Consider the following 19,358-nt stretch of genomic DNA (forward strand, 5'->3'; position numbering starts at 1 on the left):
AAAAACTATATAAAGTACGGTGTTCTACTATTGAACGGAGTTTTGCGGATGCCAAGGAACTACATGGCTATCGATATGCTCGGTTTCGAGGGCTGAAGTCTGTCCAAATGCAAGCATATCTTACCGCAGCTTGTCAAAACATGAAAAAAATAGCCCTTCACCTGACCAAAAGCGGTCAGGTGAAGGGCTATTTTTCTTATTTTTATCATGTTCTAGTTCTTTTGTTCATTAACAAATCAATAATTCCCAGAGTGTCGGAAATCCTGAAGCGTTTCCCAACACTCTGAAAGGCGGCATGTGCCGCCTTTATCTCTTATGCACAACTTCACCATCCACAACCGTCATCGTAACATTTATCTCTTTTATTTCTTCTTCCTGCACGTTAAATATATCTCTATCTAATATCGTAAAATCCGCTTCATATCCCGCTGCAATTTTTCCGCGGTTCTCTTCTTTTCCAATCGCATATGCGCTTCCTGTTGTGAACAGTGACACAGCTTCAAATACGGATAACCTTTCTTCTGGCATGTAACAGTTTCCATCCACAAAGCTCTTTCTTGTTACAGCGCTGTATATACCTAAAAGCGGGTTCACTTGCTCAATTGGTGCATCCGAACCACCCGCACAGTGTAATCCAGCAGAAAGGAGTGTTTTCCATGCATATGCATACCGAAGGCGCTGCTCCCCTAGCTTTTCAATAACAGATGGAAAATCAGAAGAAACGAAGACAGGCTGAATATCTAAAATTACTGGGAGCTTCTTCATGCGCTGGGTTAACTCTTCACGGGTAAGTTGACAGTGAATAATACGATCACGCTGCCCCTCTTTTGGCGGGTGCATTTCAAGCGCATCAATTACATATTCAAGCGATAGATCACCAATTGTATGAATTGCGACAGGCATATGGAATTCTCTTGCTTGTTTGACGAGTTCCGCAAGCTCTTCACGAGAAAAAATAGCAACGCCATTCGTTTCCTTTGCATCTGCATATGATTCAGTAAGCAACGCTGTTCGTCCGCCAAAGGAACCGTCTGAGAAGATCTTCATTGCTCCAAACTCAATATAATGCGTATTCCTATATTGATTACGTTCGCGCGCTACTTCATGATGGACAAGAAGATGCGCTTTAAACGGTAATTTTCGAATTACTTCCGTAAAGACATTGTACGTTTTTTGAAAACCACCATAATAGTTTAAGTCTTCTGTATGACCACCAACGAGTCCATATTGCCAACAATCTTGAATTGCAGTTTGCAGTGCCTTCGTTAAATAGGCTGCATCGATTTCTGGTAGAAGAGGCGCGATCAATTCCTGCGCTTGTTCATACAATAAACCTGTAAGTTCACCATGTTGATCGCGGCCAACTTTCCCACCTTTCGGGTCTTCTCTATCTTGCATAATCTCAGCTTTCTCAAGAATGTAAGAATTTACCAACGTTACATGACGGCAAACGCGTTTCAACACAATAGGGTGACGACGTGATAAATCATCTAAATCTCGTTTATGTACATCTTTTCGATCTGTAAAATTATTTTCATTCCAGCCCTCGCCAATAATCCATTCTCCTTGCTTCGTTGTCTTCACTCGCTCAGCAACAAGGTTTAGTACTTCCTGATAAGATGTGCATGCTGATAAATCTAAGCGAAGTAATCGTTCTCCGTGTCCAATAAGATGCATATGGCTATCAACCAGACCAGGGAGCACTGTTTTTCCTTCTAAATTTAAGAACTGTTTCGGCTGATACCGCTCTTCTAATTCTTCTTTCCTTCCAACAGCAATAATTTTACCGTTTTCTACGTAAACTGCTTCTACGACTCTTCCGTCTTCTTCCATCGTATAAACCTTTCCCCCGTGCCAAAGTTCTCCCATTTTTTCTCCCCCTTTTTATTAGCTATAAACATTGTTTGCAACACCCGTTAACCTTTTCGAAAAAATAATAGGGGCATCCACACATTTTTCATTTTTATATTCAACTTTAATAAGAGCAATTACGCCGTACATTCTCTCCCCCCCTATACTTTACCCTTATAGCTCTTTTATTATCTTAATTTTCTTATAATACCATTATAAAACACACTCTCTAGTTAAACAAAAAACCCAATTCTATTCAGCTAGAATCGGGTAAAGTGTGCAAGGTTATTTGGAAGCCAACTCCATTTCACGTTTTCGCAGCTCTACGCGGCGAATTTTACCGGAAATTGTTTTTGGCAATTCTTTCACAAATTCAATTTTACGCGGGTATTTATAAGGCGCCGTTAATTCCTTTACATGGTCTTGCAGAAGCGGAATTAACGTGCTGTCTTGCTCATCGACATTTTCTTTTAACACGATAAAGGCTTTTACGATATTTCCTCGTATTTCATCTGGACTTGCCACAACCGCACATTCTCTGACGTATGGATGTTTGACCAGTGCATCTTCCACCTCGAACGGTCCGATTGTATAGCCGGAGCTAATAATAATATCGTCGCCTCGTCCTTCAAACCAAAAGTAACCATCTTCATCCTTTTTGGCCTGGTCACCTGTAATGTAATAATCGCCGCGAAATTGTATAACTGTACGCTCTGGATCTTTATAATACTGTTTAAATAATGCCGGTGTTTTCACGTGCACGGCAATATCCCCTACTTCTCCCGGAAGGACTGGCTTACCATCTTCATCCACAATATCAACTTGATTGCCCGGCGTCGGTTTCCCCATCGAACCAGGTTTTATTTCCATTCCTTTTAATACGCCAACAAGTAATGTATTTTCTGTTTGACCATATCCATCACGAACCGTTACTTGAAAATAATTTCGAAATGTATTTATAACTTCTCTGTTCAATGGCTCGCCTGCCGAAACCGCACTATGCAAGGAAGAGAGGTCATATTGCTGTAAGGTCTCCACTTTTGCCATTAAACGATATTCAGTCGGTGTACAGCACAATACATTTACTTTGTTATCACTTAATAACTGTAAATATGTTTCCGGATCAAATTTCCCGTGATACACAAATCCAGTTGCACCTGAACCGAGCGTCGCAAGAAATGGACTCCACACCCACTTTTGCCACCCTGGACTTGCTGTTGCCCATACAACATCATTCTCTTCAATTGCTAACCAATTTGCAGCGCTCGTACGAAGATGAGCATACGCCCAAGCATGTGTATGTACAACGCCCTTTGGATTGCCTGTTGTTCCAGATGTATACGATAAGAAAACCATATCATCACACTTTGTCTCTGCCATTTCTAATACAGCACTCTCTGTTTTAAGTGCTTCTCGTATATTGTTCCAGCCTTCTAGTGGTTTTTCACTTAATACAAATTTATGAAGGGAATGCACTGCCTCGATTCCGTCGAATTGTCCTACATACGGTTCATAACTTACTATCGCTTTTACTTCTCCATGCTCGATTCGGTATTCAATATCTTTTTTGCGCAGCATTTCTGAACTTGGAATAACGACGAATCCCGCTTTTATTGCGGCAATATACGTCATATATGTTTCAATGAGACGCGGCATCATAATAAGAAGCTTGTCCCCTTTTTGCAGACCGATTTTTATAAAAGCGTTTCCAATTTTATTCGCCCCTTGTAACAACTCCCCGTATGTGACTTCCCTTTTATTCCCTTGATCATCTTGCCAAATTAGTGCAAGTTTATTTGGTTCATGGGCATAACGCTCCATCTCCTCGACTAAATTATACATCGGTGGCGCTAATAGCTCTTCCCGGTTCATACTCTTCCCCCTTTATTATGTCCATCCTCCCTTTAATGATAAAGAATTTTCTGTAAATTTAAAACTATCTTCTTTTGACAAATTAGTTTATATTTTGACCAATTGGCTACAATAGTAGATGTTTTCTCTTATATTTTGACATAAAACGCCAAAAAGAAAGAGCGGGAAATCCCACTCTCTCTAAGCCATTATATATGGTTGTTATCGTTGAAAACCGCCTAATTGTTGTTCAGCCATTGCAACTAAACGTTTTGTAATTTCGCCACCAACAGATCCGTTAGCACGAGATGTTGAATCTGGTCCAAGTTGTACACCGAACTCTTGAGCGATTTCGTATTTCATTTGGTCTAAAGCTGCTTCTGCTCCAGAAACTGCTAATTTATTATTGTTTGCCATATGGTATCACCTCCTTGTGAGTATAGAGTGTGATAAACCATAAGACTTCATACATATCTTTTAATGGTAATTTATGGTTTTAAAATAAATTTTCGAATTGTTTCTCTTCTGCTACTTCTACTGTTTGCAATACCATCTTTTCTGTATTTGCAACAGCGGATTCAATAAGCGGTGTAAAATCATAGTATGATTCAAATTTATTCGCTTTTTCACGCTTCGGTTTCGTTGTCGGACTTGCTGGCGTAAAGACTGTACAGCAATCTTCGTACGGACGAATGGAGATGTCGTACGTACCGATATCGTTAGCAATTTTAATAATTTCTAGTTTATCCATCGCAATAAGTGGACGGATAATTGGATAATTTGTCACTTCGTTTATCGTGTGCATACTATCTAACGTTTGACTCGCCACTTGTCCAAGGCTTTCCCCTGTCGTAAGAGCAAGTGCGTTACGCTCTTCTGCAATTCGTTCTGCAATACGCATCATCATACGGCGCATAATTGTCATTGAATAGCTAGATGGAATTTCTTTATTAATTGTTTTTTGCACTTCTGTAAACGGTACAAGATGAAGTGTCACGCGTTTACAATACTTCGTTAGCTCCTGTGTCAAGTCGATTACTTTCTGCTTTGCACGCTCGCTTGTAAACGGGGGACTATGAAAATGAACAGCTTCCACTGATACGCCGCGCTTCATTGTTAAGTAAGCTGCAACTGGACTATCAATGCCACCAGAAAGAAGAAGCATTACTTTTCCACCAACACCAACTGGAAGACCGCCAGCTCCCATGCGCTCATCACACATAATATAGCTATAACCGCTTCTAATTTCAATGCGGATGTTTACATCTGGATTATGAACATCTACGGTAATATCCTCTGTATTTTGTAAAACATACCCGCCGATTTCTGGAAGTAGTTCCATCGTTCGCATCGGAAAATGCTTGTAAGAACGGTGAACTGTAATTTTAAATGTTTTTACGGCACGACTTACTTGCAGAAAAGCAGCAAGTGCACCTTTTTTAATTTCTTCTAAATCCGTTGGTACTTTCATTGCTAAGTTAAACTTGTGAATACCAAACACATCTTTCAATCTTTCCGCAACAGCCTCATGATCTTCACCATTTAACTGAATATACATGCGGTCATGCGTCGCATCAATTTTTAAGTTTGTAAATTTCTTTAATTTATGTTTCACATTATCTTTTAACGTGCTTACAAACTTAGAACGGTTCTTTCCTTTTGTTGTCATTTCGCCGTAGCGAACTAAAATATACTCGTATGTCATCATCTTTCCTTACCTCATCACTTCATATAATTTTGGCAATGTTTCTTTTATAATTCCTTCGAATTGTTTTACTTCTTCCATCGTATTTTCCGCATTTAAACTAATACGAATCGCACTTTCTGCTACCGCATGCGGCAAGCCCATCGCTAGTAAAACGTGGCTTACTTCGTTTGCTCTTGAAGAACAAGCAGATTTTGTTGACACATACACATCACGTTCTTCCAAAGCATGCACAACAATTTCTGGCTTTAATCCGACAAATGATACGTTTAATATATGCGGTGCCGTATGTTCTTTCGGCGTATTAATTGTAACATCCTTCATGCCCTTAAACATGCGAATAAGTTCTTCCTTTAACTCGCGAAGATGCCTCGTATTTTCGGACTGTTTTTCTAAAGTCATTCGCAAGGCTTTGATCATCGCAACAATTCCTGGTAAGTTTTCTGTACCAGAACGGTAACGCAACTCTTGTCCACCACCCGATAAAACTGGATCGAGCCTTACACCATCACGAACATAAAGAAGTCCTGTTCCTTTTACACTATGGAACTTATGTCCCGAAATTGTGCAAAGATCAATATGACTTTCATACAAGTCAAGCGGTACTTTTCCAATTCCTTGTACATGATCCACATGGAATCGTACTTTCGGATAGTTTGCTAATAACTTCCCAACTTCATCAACAGGCTGAATCGCACCTGTTTCGTTATTGACGTGAATCATGGAAACAAGAATAGTATCATCTCGAAGAACTCGTTTCACATCTTCTACTGATACAACACCATTTTCATTTACCGGCAAATATGTAACGTCAAAACCAAGATTTTCCAGCTGCTTATATGCTTCAAACACAGAAGCGTGTTCAATGTTTGTTGTAATCAAATGCTTACCACGGGAGCGATTTCTCATCGCAATCCCCTTAATTGCAAGGTTATTTCCTTCTGTTCCTCCAGACGTAAAGACAATTTCTGAAGGCTTTGCGCGAAGAAGCTGAGCTGCAATCGTACGTGATTGCGTTAATAAACGCTCTGATTCTCCTCCAAGGGAATGAATAGAAGAAGGATTTCCAAAATATTTTCCTGCAACTGTCACATAAGATTGCAAGGCTTCCGGGTACGGCTTTGTCGTCGCACTATTATCAAAATAAATCATCGTTATTCCCCTTTCGCCGATATCGAAATCCCAGAAAGTGAAACATCTTTACAAGAAAGACCTTCGTAGCGGGATAATCATATCATAAATCCATGCGTTTTCGCTAAGCTTGCTCATAGTTTCCGTCATTAGAGCGGAAGTATGCTTTTCTGCTTTCAACGAAAAAACGCTCCATATTCCGCTATTCATTATAGCAATATTACATCATAATGGATACAAAAGTTATTTAAACAAAAACAAACCCCTTAATGAATTAAGGAGTTTGTTCTAAATCAACAAGTTCAGCAATCTTCTGCACAATGCCTGGTTCAATTTGTTCTAATACAGAAGCTGCTTGTTCTAGAGCTGCGTCATATTCATATTCACGGAACAGTTGCTCAGCGGTATCTAAGCTTTTCGCTAACATATCGTCATGACTACGATAACGATTACCATACTGTATTAATTTTTCTACTAAATACGCTTGTTCAATTAACTCTTGCGTTGTTTCGTGAACACCATTTACAATTACTACTGCTTCTTCTAGTGTGCGATTCACTGCGCCCATATCAAGCGGCTTTAATTCTAGATGTTCATACACACTATGCATTGCTTGTTGTCCGTTTTGCAATTCCACTACGATACGATCTGGCAAACCTGGTAAATTTGATTTTTGCATCATACGCTTTGATTCCATCAGCGTATGGCGCATTTCCTTTAACGCTTCACGCGCTTCAAACTCATCTTTACGCATCATTTGCAGCATGTCTTTGTACTCATTATGAATTACTTTTAATGTTTCACATTGCTCATAAATTTCTTCTAACTCTTCTCGAATAACAGAAAAGGCGATATCTTGCTCTGCAATACGAAGTTGCAACACTTCAAAACGCTTCATTAAAATATGCATCTGTTTTTCAACCACTTTTTGAGATTCGATATCTTTATCCTGTAATTGATAACTTTGTTTCACAAATTGTGTTTCTGCTTTCGTTTCCAGTGCTTCTTCTCGAATTGTCTCTAAATCTTCATATACACTTACCGTCTGCTGTTCAACATAATGTTTAGCTCTTACTTCTAACTCTAACTGTTCATATAATGTATCAAGATTTCCTTTTAAAACTTCCATTTTCCCTTGCGCTTCCACTACGTGTAGAGATTCTAAATCAGCAAGGCACGTTTGCAATTGTTTGTTCATCTCTCTTACTTCTTTTGGTATTTCCAAATGATTTAGTACATAACCTTGTTTTTTCATATCGTCGTGACCTTGTGATAAATCTTCTAATTGCACCGGTAATGTTGCTTGACATTCTACTAATAATTCTGGTACTTCATGCACAATTACTTCCAAATGTGCTAGTCCTTCTTCTAAACTCGCCACAATTTCACGCGCTTTTAAGTAATCCCCATTTTGTGTTGCTTCTTCAAACGTTTGAAATTTCTTTGATTCAGCATCAAGCATTCCTTCAATTTTCTCCTCTGCCGCGCCAAACATATGACGATGAGCAAGCACACTCTTTTTCAAATTACGGTATATATCACGCAACTGCTCAATTTCCGAATTGTTTTTCTCATAGCTTTCCAACAATTCTTGTAGTTCATTTAAAATATCCATAATACGATGATCTGCTTCATCTAAACTACTAATGGATTCATTAAGTGTATGTTTTGCTTTTCGGAAGGAAAATTGCGCGGCAAGTTTTTGAGCGCTTTCTAAATCTTTTTCTGCTTTCGGAAGAATATTAGCAACAATTTCATCCCATTCATTGCGCCATTTTTCAAATAGCTCTTCTGTTTGTCCGGTCATCTTTAACTCTTTCACTCGTTTCAGTTCATCCGCTACAGGTTTATCCTTAATTTCTTTCTTCCATTGCTCTAGTGCTTCAATATCTTTATATAAACGATTTCTCATCACAAGTTCTACGATGAGGAAGAGCAAGATAGCACTCACGATGATGACAACGATCGTTAAGATTGAATCCATTCAAAATGCCTCCTATTTATCTGTTTTTTGTCCGTTCCGTTTTTTAAAATGGAAGGCGTTATGTAAGAAAAGGGGAATGCCCCATATTTAACAACTAGCAATGTATTAATCATACCATGTAATTCTATGTTTTTGGCCTAGTTTTTCGAAAAATTTCATGAAAGAATTTACTATTTTCAAGTCGATTCCATACACACATCTAACCCCAAATTATAATCACCAAAGGACTGTGTTTTTTTCAAATCAAAATATCATTATTGCGATATAGATATATTACTATATAAGGATTCAAAAAAGAAGATATCACTTCATAAAAAGCAAATAAAAACAGCTTATTCCCATACACATTGGCAACAAGCTGTTTCACGTTTTTTTGTTTTCTTTATACATACGCCGCTCTCGGCAGAGGATATTGTATATGCTCTGTACAAAGAGTTTGCTCCATCCACTGCTCTACTTCCTTCATATACATTTCAATAAAAAAGATTTCTGACGGAAAAGAATGCAGCACTTCTGATATATATTGCGGATATAAATACGGCATACTGATCATTCCCTTTAACTGCGTCATAAACATCGTAAATGATACATTTTGAAATTCTCTCTTTTCTTGCCCTTGTCTAATGAGTTGCTCTATATAGTATCTCTCTTTTGAAAAGTAAATCGTCATGATTTCGCGAATTAACGTGCTATCTAACGAAAGTTCTCTGTAGAAAAAGCGAGTAAGTTCTCTTCGCTCAAATTGATACTGTAAAATATTTCTCATCATCTGGAATAACACTTCTTTTGCAGACAAAAAATTCCGCTGTTCAAATGTCAGTTCAACGATACGTAAGTAGCCCTCTAAAAAGTCTGATACCAACTGTTCTAGTAATCCTTGTTTTCCAGAAAAATAATAGGAGATATTTGCAACATTAACATCTGCTTGCTTTGCTATATCACGTACTGATGTACCATTATAGCCTTTCGCATAAAATAGCGAAATGGCCGCATCAATAATTTTCTGTCTCGCCTGTGTCATACACTCACTCCTCCCGCTATTTGTAGGCAGTAAAAGCACGATTAATTGAACTTGATGTAAATTTCTTGACTTTTAAGACAAATTCCTTTAATTTTCTATCGACAAAGTCTTGCGAATTATAGCTTATTTTGCAATAACTTTACATTTACCTACAGAAAGGGCGGCGTTTCCATGTTCACAGCAGAAGATTATACTGGTACACGCGAGGAGCAATACAGGACAGTACTTAAACAACTCGATGCTCTATTAACAGGCGAGTCAAATGCAGTAGCTAACTTAGCAAATGCATCTGCTTTACTCAATGTATTTTTGCAAGATATTAACTGGGTAGGTTTTTATGTAACGGAAGGAAATCAACTTGTGCTTGGGCCATTTCAAGGATTACCAGCTTGTGTTCGTATTCCATTTGGCCGCGGTGTATGCGGCGTAGCAGCAGAAACGAAAACAACACAGCTTGTCGATGATGTTCACAAGTTCCCTGGGCATATCGCCTGCGATGCAGCTTCTAATTCAGAAATTGTTGTACCGCTAATCAAAAACAATGAAGTCATCGGCGTATTAGACATCGATAGCCCAAACAAAGGACGCTTTGATGAAATTGATCAAACATATTTAGAGGAATTTGTCAGAATTTTATTAAAACACATATAGTGCAAAGGAGTTGACTTAAAGTCAGCTCCTTTTTGTACGTCCGGAACGCCGAGCATTACCTAAGGGTCTTTAAATGGTGTCGAACCGCCGATATATTGGTAGAAAGCGTTCCTCTTACGATAAAGCTGTTTTTTCTTTTTGCAGCGCTTGCGCTAAGTCCCTTACAATATCTTCCCAGGACTCAAGCCCTGCAGATAAGCGTAATAAATTATCGGAAATCCCCATCTGCTCACGAACATGTTTTGGAATGACCGCATGTGTCATCGTTGCCGGGTGCTGAATTAACGTTTCTGTATCACCAAGACTCACTGCAATAGCAATTAATTTTAAGTTATCCATTACAGCTTGCGCCTCTTCTTTTCCGCCTTTTACTGTAAATGATAGCACACCGCCCCCGCGCTTCATTTGTTTATTTGCAAGCATTCCTTCCGGATACCAAACAGCTTCTACTAGTTCATGATTTCGGAGAAAAGCAGCAATCTTTTCCGCATTGTCAGAATGACGATCCATCCGAACTGCTAATGTTTTTAAACCGCGTAAAAGTAACCATGCATCAAATGGTGCCATAATCCCGCCAACATCTTTACGAATCGGACGAATTTTTTCGGCAAGCTCGTTTGTTTTACAAATTGCAACACCGGCCACAACATCACCATGACCGCCAATATATTTTGTCGCACTATGCAAGACAACATCACAGCCTATCGTAAGCGGTCTTTGCAAGTACGGTGAACAAAATGTATTATCAACAATAACGAGCAGTCCATGCTGCTTCGCTACTTTGACAACAAGTTCTAAGTCAATTAATTTCATCGTTGGATTAATCGGTGTTTCTACAAAAATGATTTTTGTATTCAGCCCAATACTCCTGTTAATTTCCTCTTCAGTTTCCATTTCACATAACGTATGCGTAATTGCAAATTTCTCTTCCAACACTTCTAAAAAGCCATACGTACAACCGTATAAGCCATTCGAACAAACAATATGATCTCCCGCTTTTAAAAAGGCAAAAAGTGTTCCTGAAATAGCTGCCATACCGGAGCCAAACGCTAGTGCTGCTTCCCCTTCTTCTAATGCTGCCATTCTTTCTTCAAATAACTCAACTGTCGGATTTCCAAGTCTAGAATAAATATAAGCTGAATCATACCCAGCAAAGCTTGCTTCTCCTTGCTGCGCTGTTTCAAATGTATACGTAGATGTTTGAAATAACGGCGGTGTCAAACTTCCTTTATGCTCGGCCGCATCATACCCATGATGAATTAACGTCGTTTCGATATGTTTCCTTTTCATACAAACATCCCCCTTATATTTCATCTTATGTAAGCGTTTTCTATCTGTTGCTATCCTTTCCATGAGCGTTTACAAAATTCCTTCTTGCATTTTTCCAAATTTTAAATGTATAAAATGAAATTTGATGTTCTTGACTCTCTCCTAATAAACAGATATAATAGCCTTTGTGTAAAATAAAAAGGCAGCCTTGTAATGCGAGTTTATTGTTTGTATTTTGTTCCTCACGATGAGGTGTATCGTGTAACTCCCTGCTGCTGGAGCGAGGGTACATGAAAATGAAATACGCATAAATGTCAATTACGTCTGTTTTTATTTTACAAAAATAAAAACATTTAAAGGAGGAGTCATTCATGGCTCGTTATACAGGTCCATCTTGGAAACTTTCTCGTCGTCTTGGAATCTCTCTAAGCGGCACAGGTAAAGAATTAGAAAAACGCCCTTACGCACCAGGTCCACACGGTCCTAACCAACGTAAGAAACTTTCAGAATACGGTTTACAATTACAAGAAAAACAAAAACTTCGTCACATGTACGGCATGACTGAGCGTCAATTCCGTCGCACATTTGACCAAGCTGGTAAAATGATGGGTAAACACGGTGAAAACTTCATGATCCTTCTTGAAGCTCGCCTTGACAACCTAGTTTACCGCATGGGCTTAGCTCGCACTCGTCGCGCTGCTCGTCAATTAGTAAACCACGGCCACATCATGGTAGATGGCGCTCGCGTAGATATCCCATCTTACCGCGTTAAACCAGGCCAAACTATCAGCCTTCGCGAAAAATCTCGCAACCTAGCTGTAGTTAAAGAAGCAGTTGAAGTTAACAACTTCGTACCTGAGTACTTAACATTCGATGCTGACAAATTAGAAGCTACTTTCACTCGCTTACCAGAGCGCGCTGAGTTAGCTGCTGAAATCAACGAAGCGTTAATCGTAGAGTTCTACTCTCGTTAATGACGAAAAGCCAATCCTTATGGATTGGCTTTTTTCGTTGTATAAACATATTTATTTCGCAGTTTAACTTTATTTGAATTTTATATTCATCGTTTGATTCGCTTCTTGTTTCTCTACATAAACATGTTGTTCACTATTATTTTTTTGTAACTGATTTTGTTCGTTCTCTGCTAGTTGGCCTGCATTTAGTAACGAAAAAATAATTAATGCTTCTAGTGACATTTAGATAACTCCCTCTTTTCTATCACTTTTGATACTTACAGCATACACGCCTATTATGAACTTGAAGTGAACATACGGAAAATTTTAAAACAAAAGACTTCGGTATGATTACACCGAAGCCCTTCATTTATTTCTATATATCCATTTTAATTTTTCAACATATAAATCGCTGCTACGGAAAATACACCATGAGCGTTTCTATGTACGACCAGATGCTCTTGCTCCCCTAAAAAGTAGAGCGCTTTTAAGTCGGTTTTTTAATATATATATTCTTACGCTATTTCTTTGCGCTTTTCACCTAAAGAGTAGTTCGCAACTTTTGTAATTGAGCTATTTGAAATGAAGTAAATCTCCCCAGTTTCTGCAACTAACTGCGTCGTACGAAGTCCTACTTCTTCGATGACGCCGTCGATATCATTAATTTTCACTTTATCGCCAACTGAAAATTGATCTTCAAAAATAATGAAGAATCCTGTTACAATATCTTTTACTAAGTTTTGTGCACCAAAACCAATTGCTAAACCTGCAACACTCACCCCAGCAAGAAGCGCTTTAATATCGATTCCTACTGTTTCTAGAACCGTCATAACAACCATGAAGTACACAACATAATGGACAATATTTTGACAAAGCTTCGTTAATGTCGCCTCACGTCTTTCATTTGTACGTACAGGGGCTTTACTGCTCATCTTAAAAATTTGTTCAATTCCTACATTAGTGACACGAATAATCACTTTTGCCACAATAAAAATAAGGATAATTTTAAGAATAATTCCCCCAAATTTCATTAATTTTTCGGGATTTAAAACATAATCTTCTAATATACTTTGAATATCCAAAATATTTACTCCTCTCTTTCAAAATGCAAAAAGCGTAAGAACTCTTACGCTTTTTTGCATGTTAGTAACGGATTAAGAAATATTTTTTCTTACCGCGGCGAATGATTGTAAATTTACCTTCAATGCGGTCTTTTTCTGTTACCATGTAATCTAACTCTTGTGTACGTTCACCATTTACATAAACCGCACCATTTGTAATATCTTCGCGTGCTTGACGTTTTGACGGTGAAATTTTACTTTCTACAAGTACATCTACTAATAATGCATCTTCTACACTACGCTCTACAGATGGTACATCTTTAAATCCTTGCTCAATTTCCGCTGCTGTTAATTCTGCAACAGAACCACTAAATAATGCTGCTGAAATTTTAATTGCTTGCTCTAATGCTTCAGCGCCGTGAACAAGTTTTGTCATTTCAGAAGCTAATGCTTTTTGTGCTTCACGTTTTTCAGGTGCTTCTGCAACCTGTTTTTCTAACTCAAGAATCTCTTCATGAGATAAGAATGTGAAGTATTTTAAGTATTTCACAACATCGCGATCATCTGTGTTAATCCAGAATTGGTAGAACTCGTAAGGCGTTGTTTTTTCTGGGTCTAACCAAACCGCGCCGCCTTCTGTTTTTCCAAACTTCGTACCGTCAGATTTCGTTACAAGCGGTACAGTTAAGCCGAATGCTTTCGCATCTTCTTCTGATTTACGGATTAATTCTAAACCAGCTGTAATGTTCCCCCATTGGTCACTACCACCGATTTGTAATCTACAACCGTGTGTTTGGTATAAGTTTAAGAAATCGTATGATTGTAAAATCATGTAGCTAAACTCAGTGAATGAGATACCTGTTTCTAAACGGGACGCAACTGTATCTTTCGCTAACATGTAGTTTAAACCAAAGTTTTTACCGATATCGCGTAAGAATGTAATTAAATCTAAAGAACCAATCCAATCGTAGTTGTTTGCGATTGTTGCTGGATTTCCTTCTTTATTGAAGTCTAAGAAGTTAGAAAGCTGCTCTTTAATACGCTCACTGAAAAAGGCAACTGTTTCTTTTTCATTTAATGTACGCTCTGCTTTCTTACCACTTGGGTCACCAATTAAACCTGTAGCTCCGCCAACAAGTGCAATTGGCTGATGCCCTGCTTGTTGGAAACGACGTAATATTAAAATTGGTAGCATATGACCAATATGTAAACTATCAGCTGTTGGGTCAAAACCGCAGTATAATTTCACACTTTCTTTCTCTAATAGTTCTTGTAAACCTTCTGCATCCGTTTGTTGGTTAATTAGGCCACGAAACTCAAGATCTTGTAAAATGTTCATCCTATTCACTCCTTTAAAATAGCTTGTGCGCGGAATTTCAAAACATAAAAAAATCGCCCCTCAAATAAGGGACGATTTTAATTATCGCGTTACCACCCTAGTTGCAGGCAAAAAAACCTGCCACCTCATTCACATAACGGCTCATCACCGTCTTTCCCCTTTCGGATGAAATCCAATCGAAGAAAGATGCTCCAGGGTCGTAATTCGCGATCATTTATGTGCTGATTTTCACCGACCATCAGCTCTCTAAAACAGGGAAATGATCACTACTGTTCCCTTTCCACGCTCGATTATTTATATACTTCTTTTTATAACATCATTTGTATATGCCTGTCAAATGCAGCCCTAAATTTTTCGGTTATAATTTCATTATATCACTTTTTTAAAACTTTACTGGCTGGCAAAGAATATCGTCAGTAAAGAAAGAAGTGGAACACAAGCTAACAGAGAGATATGAAATGCAACTGATAAATCATTACCAATTGTCGCTTCAACAGGATCTTTAGCCGGAGACGCAAGAAAACGTAAAAATCGATCTCCCCTATTCGCTTTTTGCGGAAAATCAGGAACTTCCACATAATCACTATCTAAATGCTGTTTCAATCTATATTCCTTATCAAAGGGATTTTCGGTCAATTTCATCCACCTCCAGCAATTGCTTCAATTTCTTCATGCCATGATAAAGCCTCGATTTCACCGTTCCTATAGGAATATCTAGTACCTCTGCGATTTCCTTTTGTGGCATATCATGATAATAAAAAAGAATAATGACCGCTCGTTGATCTTCTGGAACCTTCAAAATTGCTTCTCTCACTGTAAGACGGTCTTCTTGCGAAAATTCCTTCTCTTGAATCGGTAGAAGAAATGGTATAAGTGAACGCCACTTCTTTCTTCGATTCAGTTTATTAATCATAAGCCGATACCCAATTTGAAACAGATATGTTTTAATCTTTCCTTTTTCAATCTCATACATATGTTTCTTACGTTCTAACCTTAAAAACGTATCTTGAACGAGGTCTATGCTCAGCTGTTCATCACGGTTAAAGCGATATAAAAACGTATATAACGCTGGTTTGATTAAAACATACAACCGTTCCCCTGCTCGTTCATCTCCCTTTTGATAGGCGAGCATCAATTCCTCCTCAATCCCAATTTGCGCCATGTTTTTTAATCTCCTTTATCCCTTTTAAAGTTAGAGATATCCGGCTAATTAAATATAAACTTGCAACAATCGTCCATATTTGAGATTGATTCGTAAAAAATTGCACATATGGATTTTTAACTGTTAATCCGCTTAAAACTAAGAAATTTAACACTTGTACGCATATACAAGCGTATACTGCAATACAGACGGATATTGTATCAAATACATTCCACCGAAAATAAACTTTTGTTTTTGTAAAGTCGATTTTATTTCCAGCTTTTCTTACGATATATTTCTTGTCAAAAGGGATAAGGATTGAAAATATAATAATCATCGTACACGCTAACATAATCATCGAAACTTTAAACCCTATCGCAATAGGCATAAGGGTACCTGCAGCAAATACGACTATAACGCCAATGAAAGTCAATGAAAGCATCCATTTATTTGACATATAAAGTGCCTCCTAATTTATTTTTCATAAACTTATACAAATACTGGAGGCAAATGGTTCAAAAAATCATTTTATTTCTTTTTTCGTTTTTACAATAACGTACTTAAAATAAGCAAATTCTGAACTATACTTGATTCAGAACTTGCTTATTTAATATTCCATCATAGACCGTCGCCTATTGGCAAATTACCAATCCCTTAAGTTCCCTAGTTTCACTTTATCCCACACTAACGTGTAGCAGGGGATTGATTAGCAAGGCTAACCATAAGTAAGAAATAGACTTTACTTATAAAAATGACTATGGTCGTTTTTCCAGCGCTAATTTAATCCCAAATGCCAAAAGTACAAAACCGCTTATCCCTTGAATAGCCCGCTCTGTAGACGGCTTTTTCATCCATGTACGAATTGCATTAATTAAATAAATATAGAGTATAAACCATAGAAAAGTTAAAACTGTATATGTCATTCCCATAATAAAAAGTTGAAAAAAGGTATTCCCATCATGCTGTATAAATTGCGGTAAAAACGTTAGAAAGAAAATGGCTACTTTTGGATTTAACAAATTGGTAAGAAAACCTTGCCTAAAGCAAGAAGCACCTTGATACTTATTTTTAACTGTAATATCCTCTGGTTGCTTTCCTTTCTTCCATAAAGACCATAATGATACACATCCTAAATAAATAAGATAAATAGCACCAATATACTTAAAAATAGAAAATAAAAATGCCGATTTAACAAGAATTGCAGAAATCCCAAGTACAGCTGCTAACGTATGAATACTTAAACCGCATAAAATACCAAAAACAGTTTTCATCCCGCCTTGTTTCCCCTGTAGTATTGTATTCTGAGTTACTAATCCCGTATCAGGTCCTGGCAAAATAATAAGAAAAATTGACATAGTAACAAAAAGATAATATTGCGTCACTAATATCCCTCCAAAAGATTAAATCTTTTCCTGCATGCTCTGCTGTATTTTAAATATTACATATAAGTTATATGTAACGCTGAACAATTTGAACACAACTTCACTATACTCTAAACAAGAAAGGCCTGAACGAAGAATGTTCAGACCTTTCTTGTTTAATCTTCCATCGTAGACAAGTCACCTGTTGGTAAGTTTAACTCCCATGCCTTTAATACACGACGCATAATTTTACCGCTTCTCGTTTTCGGTAATTTATCTCGGAATTCGATTTGTCTCGGTGCCGCATGAGCAGCTAGTCCTTTTTTCACAAATTGACGAATATCTTCTTTTAATTCTTCAGATGGTTCATAACCTGCGCGCAGTGCAATGAACGCTTTAATAATTTCTCCGCGTACAGGATCTGGAATTCCAATAACACCAGCTTCCGCAACTGCTGTATGTTCAATTAATTTACTTTCTACTTCAAACGGACCAACACGTTCACCAGATGTCATAATGACATCGTCAATACGCCCTTGGAACCAGAAATAGCCATCTTCATCCATATATGCAGAGTCTCCTGACACATACCAGTCTCCTGGCATAAAATAAGACTCATATTTTTGCGGGTTATTCCAAACAGCACGCATCATCGATGGCCAGCCTTTTCCAATTGCTAAGTTCCCCATTGTGTATGGCGGCAATTCATTACCTTCATTATCAACAATCCCTGCCTTCACGCCTGGAATTGGTTTTCCCATAGAACCCGGGCGAATTTCCATACAAGGATAGTTACAGATAACTTGTCCTCCTGTTTCCGTCATCCACCACGTATCATGAATACGAAGATGGAACACTTTCATTGCCCAGCGAATTACTTCCGGGTTTAACGGTTCCCCAACGCTCAAAATATGACGAAGGTTTGATAAATCATACTTCTTCAGCGTATCGTCACCAGCACCCATTAACATACGAAATGCTGTCGGAGCGCTATACCAAACTGTTACACCGTAATCTTGAAGCGTTTCATACCAAGCGTCTGGACTAAAGCGTCCTCCTAAAACTACGTTAGAAGCTCCAACTAGCCAAGGCGCAAAAATACCATATGCTGTTCCTGTTACCCAGCCTGGATCTGCTGTGCACCAATACACATCATCTTCTTTTAAATCCAGCACCCATTTTGCTGTTTGATAATGCTGCACCATCGCATTTTGAACATGCAGCACCCCTTTTGGTTTCCCTGTTGAACCAGATGTATAATGTAAAATGAGGCCATCCTCTCTCCCAAGCCATTCCATTTTTAACTGATTAGAAGCTTGTTCAAAAAGCGGATTAAATGCGACAACTTTACCACCTTCTTCTACACCTTCCCCAACAACAAATACCGTTTTTAACGCTGGTAAATCATTAAATGGTATACGTTCTAACAATTCTGGTGTTGTCACAAGCACCTTTGCTTCACTATCCACCAGACGGTCACATACAGCCGCTTCCATGAAAGCTTCAAATAATGGACCAACAATTGCTCCAAGCTTTATTGCACCTAATAAAGTAAAATACAATTCCGGTGAACGAGGCATAAAAATAAAGACGCGGTCGCCTTTTTCGACATCCCCATAATTTTTTAAAACATTTCCTGCTTTATTCGACAATTCTTTCATTTCTTTAAACGTATATTTCTCTTTTCTCGCACCATCTTGATAATACAATGCTACTTTATTTTTTCGGTGGGATTGGGCATGTCGATCAATGGTCTCATAAGCCATATTTACTCGTCCAGTTTCATGCCAAGAAAAATTTTGATTAACTTCTTCCCAATTAAAATTTTGATATATTTCATCATAATTTAACAAATTATTTTCCCCTTGAATAACCGGAAGTGTTTCTACTTTCATTCTTTACATCCCCCTTCTATGTACCATATAAATCTATTATAAAGATATATTTTATAATTTTCAGTATTTTTTAAGAATTTCAGACAAATTTTTACTGACAAATTTCGATTCACATCGCATACTGAGTACAGTAGTATGAAAATAG

Annotated in this window: 19 protein-coding genes and 1 other annotated feature; of the genes, 3 read left to right on the plus strand and 16 right to left on the minus strand. The window is 38.0% G+C overall.

The genetic code is table 11. From position 1 onward, the window contains the following. Nucleotides 1-287 (plus strand): transposase (locus tag PLX19_RS09915; RefSeq protein ID WP_272188361.1); only part of this gene is annotated, 287 nt, incomplete at its 5' end. A 19-nt stretch (nucleotides 288-306) separates the two neighbouring features. On the opposite strand, the gene PLX19_RS09920 is transcribed toward PLX19_RS09915, so the two are convergent. The 7 genes from PLX19_RS09920 to refZ form a co-directional block, all read right to left on the minus strand. Continuing rightward, nucleotides 307-1,869, minus strand: a complete 1,563-nt coding sequence (locus tag PLX19_RS09920) for an amidohydrolase (RefSeq protein ID WP_272188362.1) — start codon at nucleotides 1,867-1,869, stop codon at nucleotides 307-309. Between the two features lie 267 nt (nucleotides 1,870-2,136). Continuing rightward, entirely contained in the window at nucleotides 2,137-3,723 is a 1,587-nt protein-coding gene (gene mbcS, locus PLX19_RS09925; protein WP_272188363.1) for an acyl-CoA synthetase MbcS, read from the minus strand. Nucleotides 3,724-3,924: 201 nt separating this feature from the next. Beyond that, entirely contained in the window at nucleotides 3,925-4,119 is a 195-nt protein-coding gene (locus PLX19_RS09930) for an alpha/beta-type small acid-soluble spore protein (protein WP_098918536.1), read from the minus strand. 79 nt (nucleotides 4,120-4,198) lie between these two features. Next, a complete protein-coding gene (gene thiI, locus PLX19_RS09935; protein WP_272188365.1) occupies nucleotides 4,199-5,410 on the minus strand; it encodes a tRNA uracil 4-sulfurtransferase ThiI in 1,212 nt (403 codons plus the stop codon). A gap of 6 nt (nucleotides 5,411-5,416) precedes the next feature. Next, complete coding sequence (locus PLX19_RS09940) at nucleotides 5,417-6,559, minus strand: cysteine desulfurase family protein (RefSeq protein WP_272188367.1); 1,143 nt, start codon at nucleotides 6,557-6,559, stop codon at nucleotides 5,417-5,419. Between the two features lie 253 nt (nucleotides 6,560-6,812). After that, entirely contained in the window at nucleotides 6,813-8,522 is a 1,710-nt protein-coding gene (ezrA, locus tag PLX19_RS09945; RefSeq protein ID WP_272188368.1) for a septation ring formation regulator EzrA, read from the minus strand. 382 nt (nucleotides 8,523-8,904) lie between these two features. Next, complete coding sequence (gene refZ, locus PLX19_RS09950) at nucleotides 8,905-9,543, minus strand: forespore capture DNA-binding protein RefZ (protein WP_272188369.1); 639 nt, start codon at nucleotides 9,541-9,543, stop codon at nucleotides 8,905-8,907. Nucleotides 9,544-9,714: 171 nt separating this feature from the next. Here refZ and PLX19_RS09955 point away from each other — a divergent pair, with 171 nt between their 5' ends. Next, nucleotides 9,715-10,194, plus strand: coding sequence for a GAF domain-containing protein (locus tag PLX19_RS09955; protein WP_272188370.1), 480 nt, complete (start codon nucleotides 9,715-9,717; stop codon nucleotides 10,192-10,194). 114 nt (nucleotides 10,195-10,308) lie between these two features. On the opposite strand, the gene megL is transcribed toward PLX19_RS09955, so the two are convergent. Continuing rightward, a complete protein-coding gene (megL, locus tag PLX19_RS09960) occupies nucleotides 10,309-11,484 on the minus strand; it encodes a methionine gamma-lyase (RefSeq protein WP_272188371.1) in 1,176 nt (391 codons plus the stop codon). A gap of 350 nt (nucleotides 11,485-11,834) precedes the next feature. Between megL and rpsD the strand changes: the two genes are divergently transcribed. Continuing rightward, nucleotides 11,835-12,437 (plus strand): 30S ribosomal protein S4, encoded by a 603-nt coding sequence (rpsD, locus tag PLX19_RS09965; protein ID WP_272188372.1) that lies wholly within the window; start codon nucleotides 11,835-11,837, stop codon nucleotides 12,435-12,437. A 69-nt stretch (nucleotides 12,438-12,506) separates the two neighbouring features. On the opposite strand, the gene PLX19_RS09970 is transcribed toward rpsD, so the two are convergent. From PLX19_RS09970 to acsA, 8 genes are all read right to left on the minus strand, one after another. After that, nucleotides 12,507-12,659 carry a transporter gene (locus PLX19_RS09970; RefSeq protein WP_272188377.1) on the minus strand — a complete coding sequence of 51 codons (153 nt, stop codon included), beginning with the start codon at nucleotides 12,657-12,659 and terminating at the stop codon, nucleotides 12,507-12,509. Nucleotides 12,660-12,931: 272 nt separating this feature from the next. Beyond that, nucleotides 12,932-13,498 (minus strand): mechanosensitive ion channel family protein, encoded by a 567-nt coding sequence (locus tag PLX19_RS09975; RefSeq protein WP_272188378.1) that lies wholly within the window; start codon nucleotides 13,496-13,498, stop codon nucleotides 12,932-12,934. A gap of 61 nt (nucleotides 13,499-13,559) precedes the next feature. Further along, complete coding sequence (gene tyrS / locus PLX19_RS09980) at nucleotides 13,560-14,816, minus strand: tyrosine--tRNA ligase (protein WP_272188379.1); 1,257 nt, start codon at nucleotides 14,814-14,816, stop codon at nucleotides 13,560-13,562. A 64-nt stretch (nucleotides 14,817-14,880) separates the two neighbouring features. After that, nucleotides 14,881-15,108, minus strand: a binding site (T-box leader). A 98-nt stretch (nucleotides 15,109-15,206) separates the two neighbouring features. Further along, nucleotides 15,207-15,452, minus strand: a complete 246-nt coding sequence (locus PLX19_RS09985; protein ID WP_272188380.1) for a hypothetical protein — start codon at nucleotides 15,450-15,452, stop codon at nucleotides 15,207-15,209. Next, nucleotides 15,433-15,978 (minus strand): RNA polymerase sigma factor, encoded by a 546-nt coding sequence (locus tag PLX19_RS09990; protein ID WP_272188382.1) that lies wholly within the window; start codon nucleotides 15,976-15,978, stop codon nucleotides 15,433-15,435. The genes PLX19_RS09985 and PLX19_RS09990 overlap by 20 nt, the downstream gene beginning before the upstream one ends. Continuing rightward, nucleotides 15,959-16,414 carry a hypothetical protein gene (locus PLX19_RS09995; RefSeq protein WP_272188383.1) on the minus strand — a complete coding sequence of 152 codons (456 nt, stop codon included), beginning with the start codon at nucleotides 16,412-16,414 and terminating at the stop codon, nucleotides 15,959-15,961. Before PLX19_RS09995 ends, PLX19_RS09990 begins: the two co-directional genes overlap by 20 nt. Before the next feature lie 298 nt (nucleotides 16,415-16,712). Beyond that, nucleotides 16,713-17,339 (minus strand): LysE family translocator, encoded by a 627-nt coding sequence (locus PLX19_RS10000; RefSeq protein WP_272188384.1) that lies wholly within the window; start codon nucleotides 17,337-17,339, stop codon nucleotides 16,713-16,715. A 155-nt stretch (nucleotides 17,340-17,494) separates the two neighbouring features. Next, nucleotides 17,495-19,213: an acetate--CoA ligase gene (gene acsA / locus PLX19_RS10005; RefSeq protein WP_272188386.1), complete on the minus strand. Its 1,719-nt coding sequence runs from the start codon at nucleotides 19,211-19,213 to the stop codon at nucleotides 17,495-17,497. Between the last annotated feature and the right edge of the window lie 145 nt (nucleotides 19,214-19,358).

This window comes from Bacillus sp. BP-3 (assembly GCF_028401955.1).
Classification (GTDB): domain Bacteria; phylum Bacillota; class Bacilli; order Bacillales; family Bacillaceae_G; genus Bacillus_A.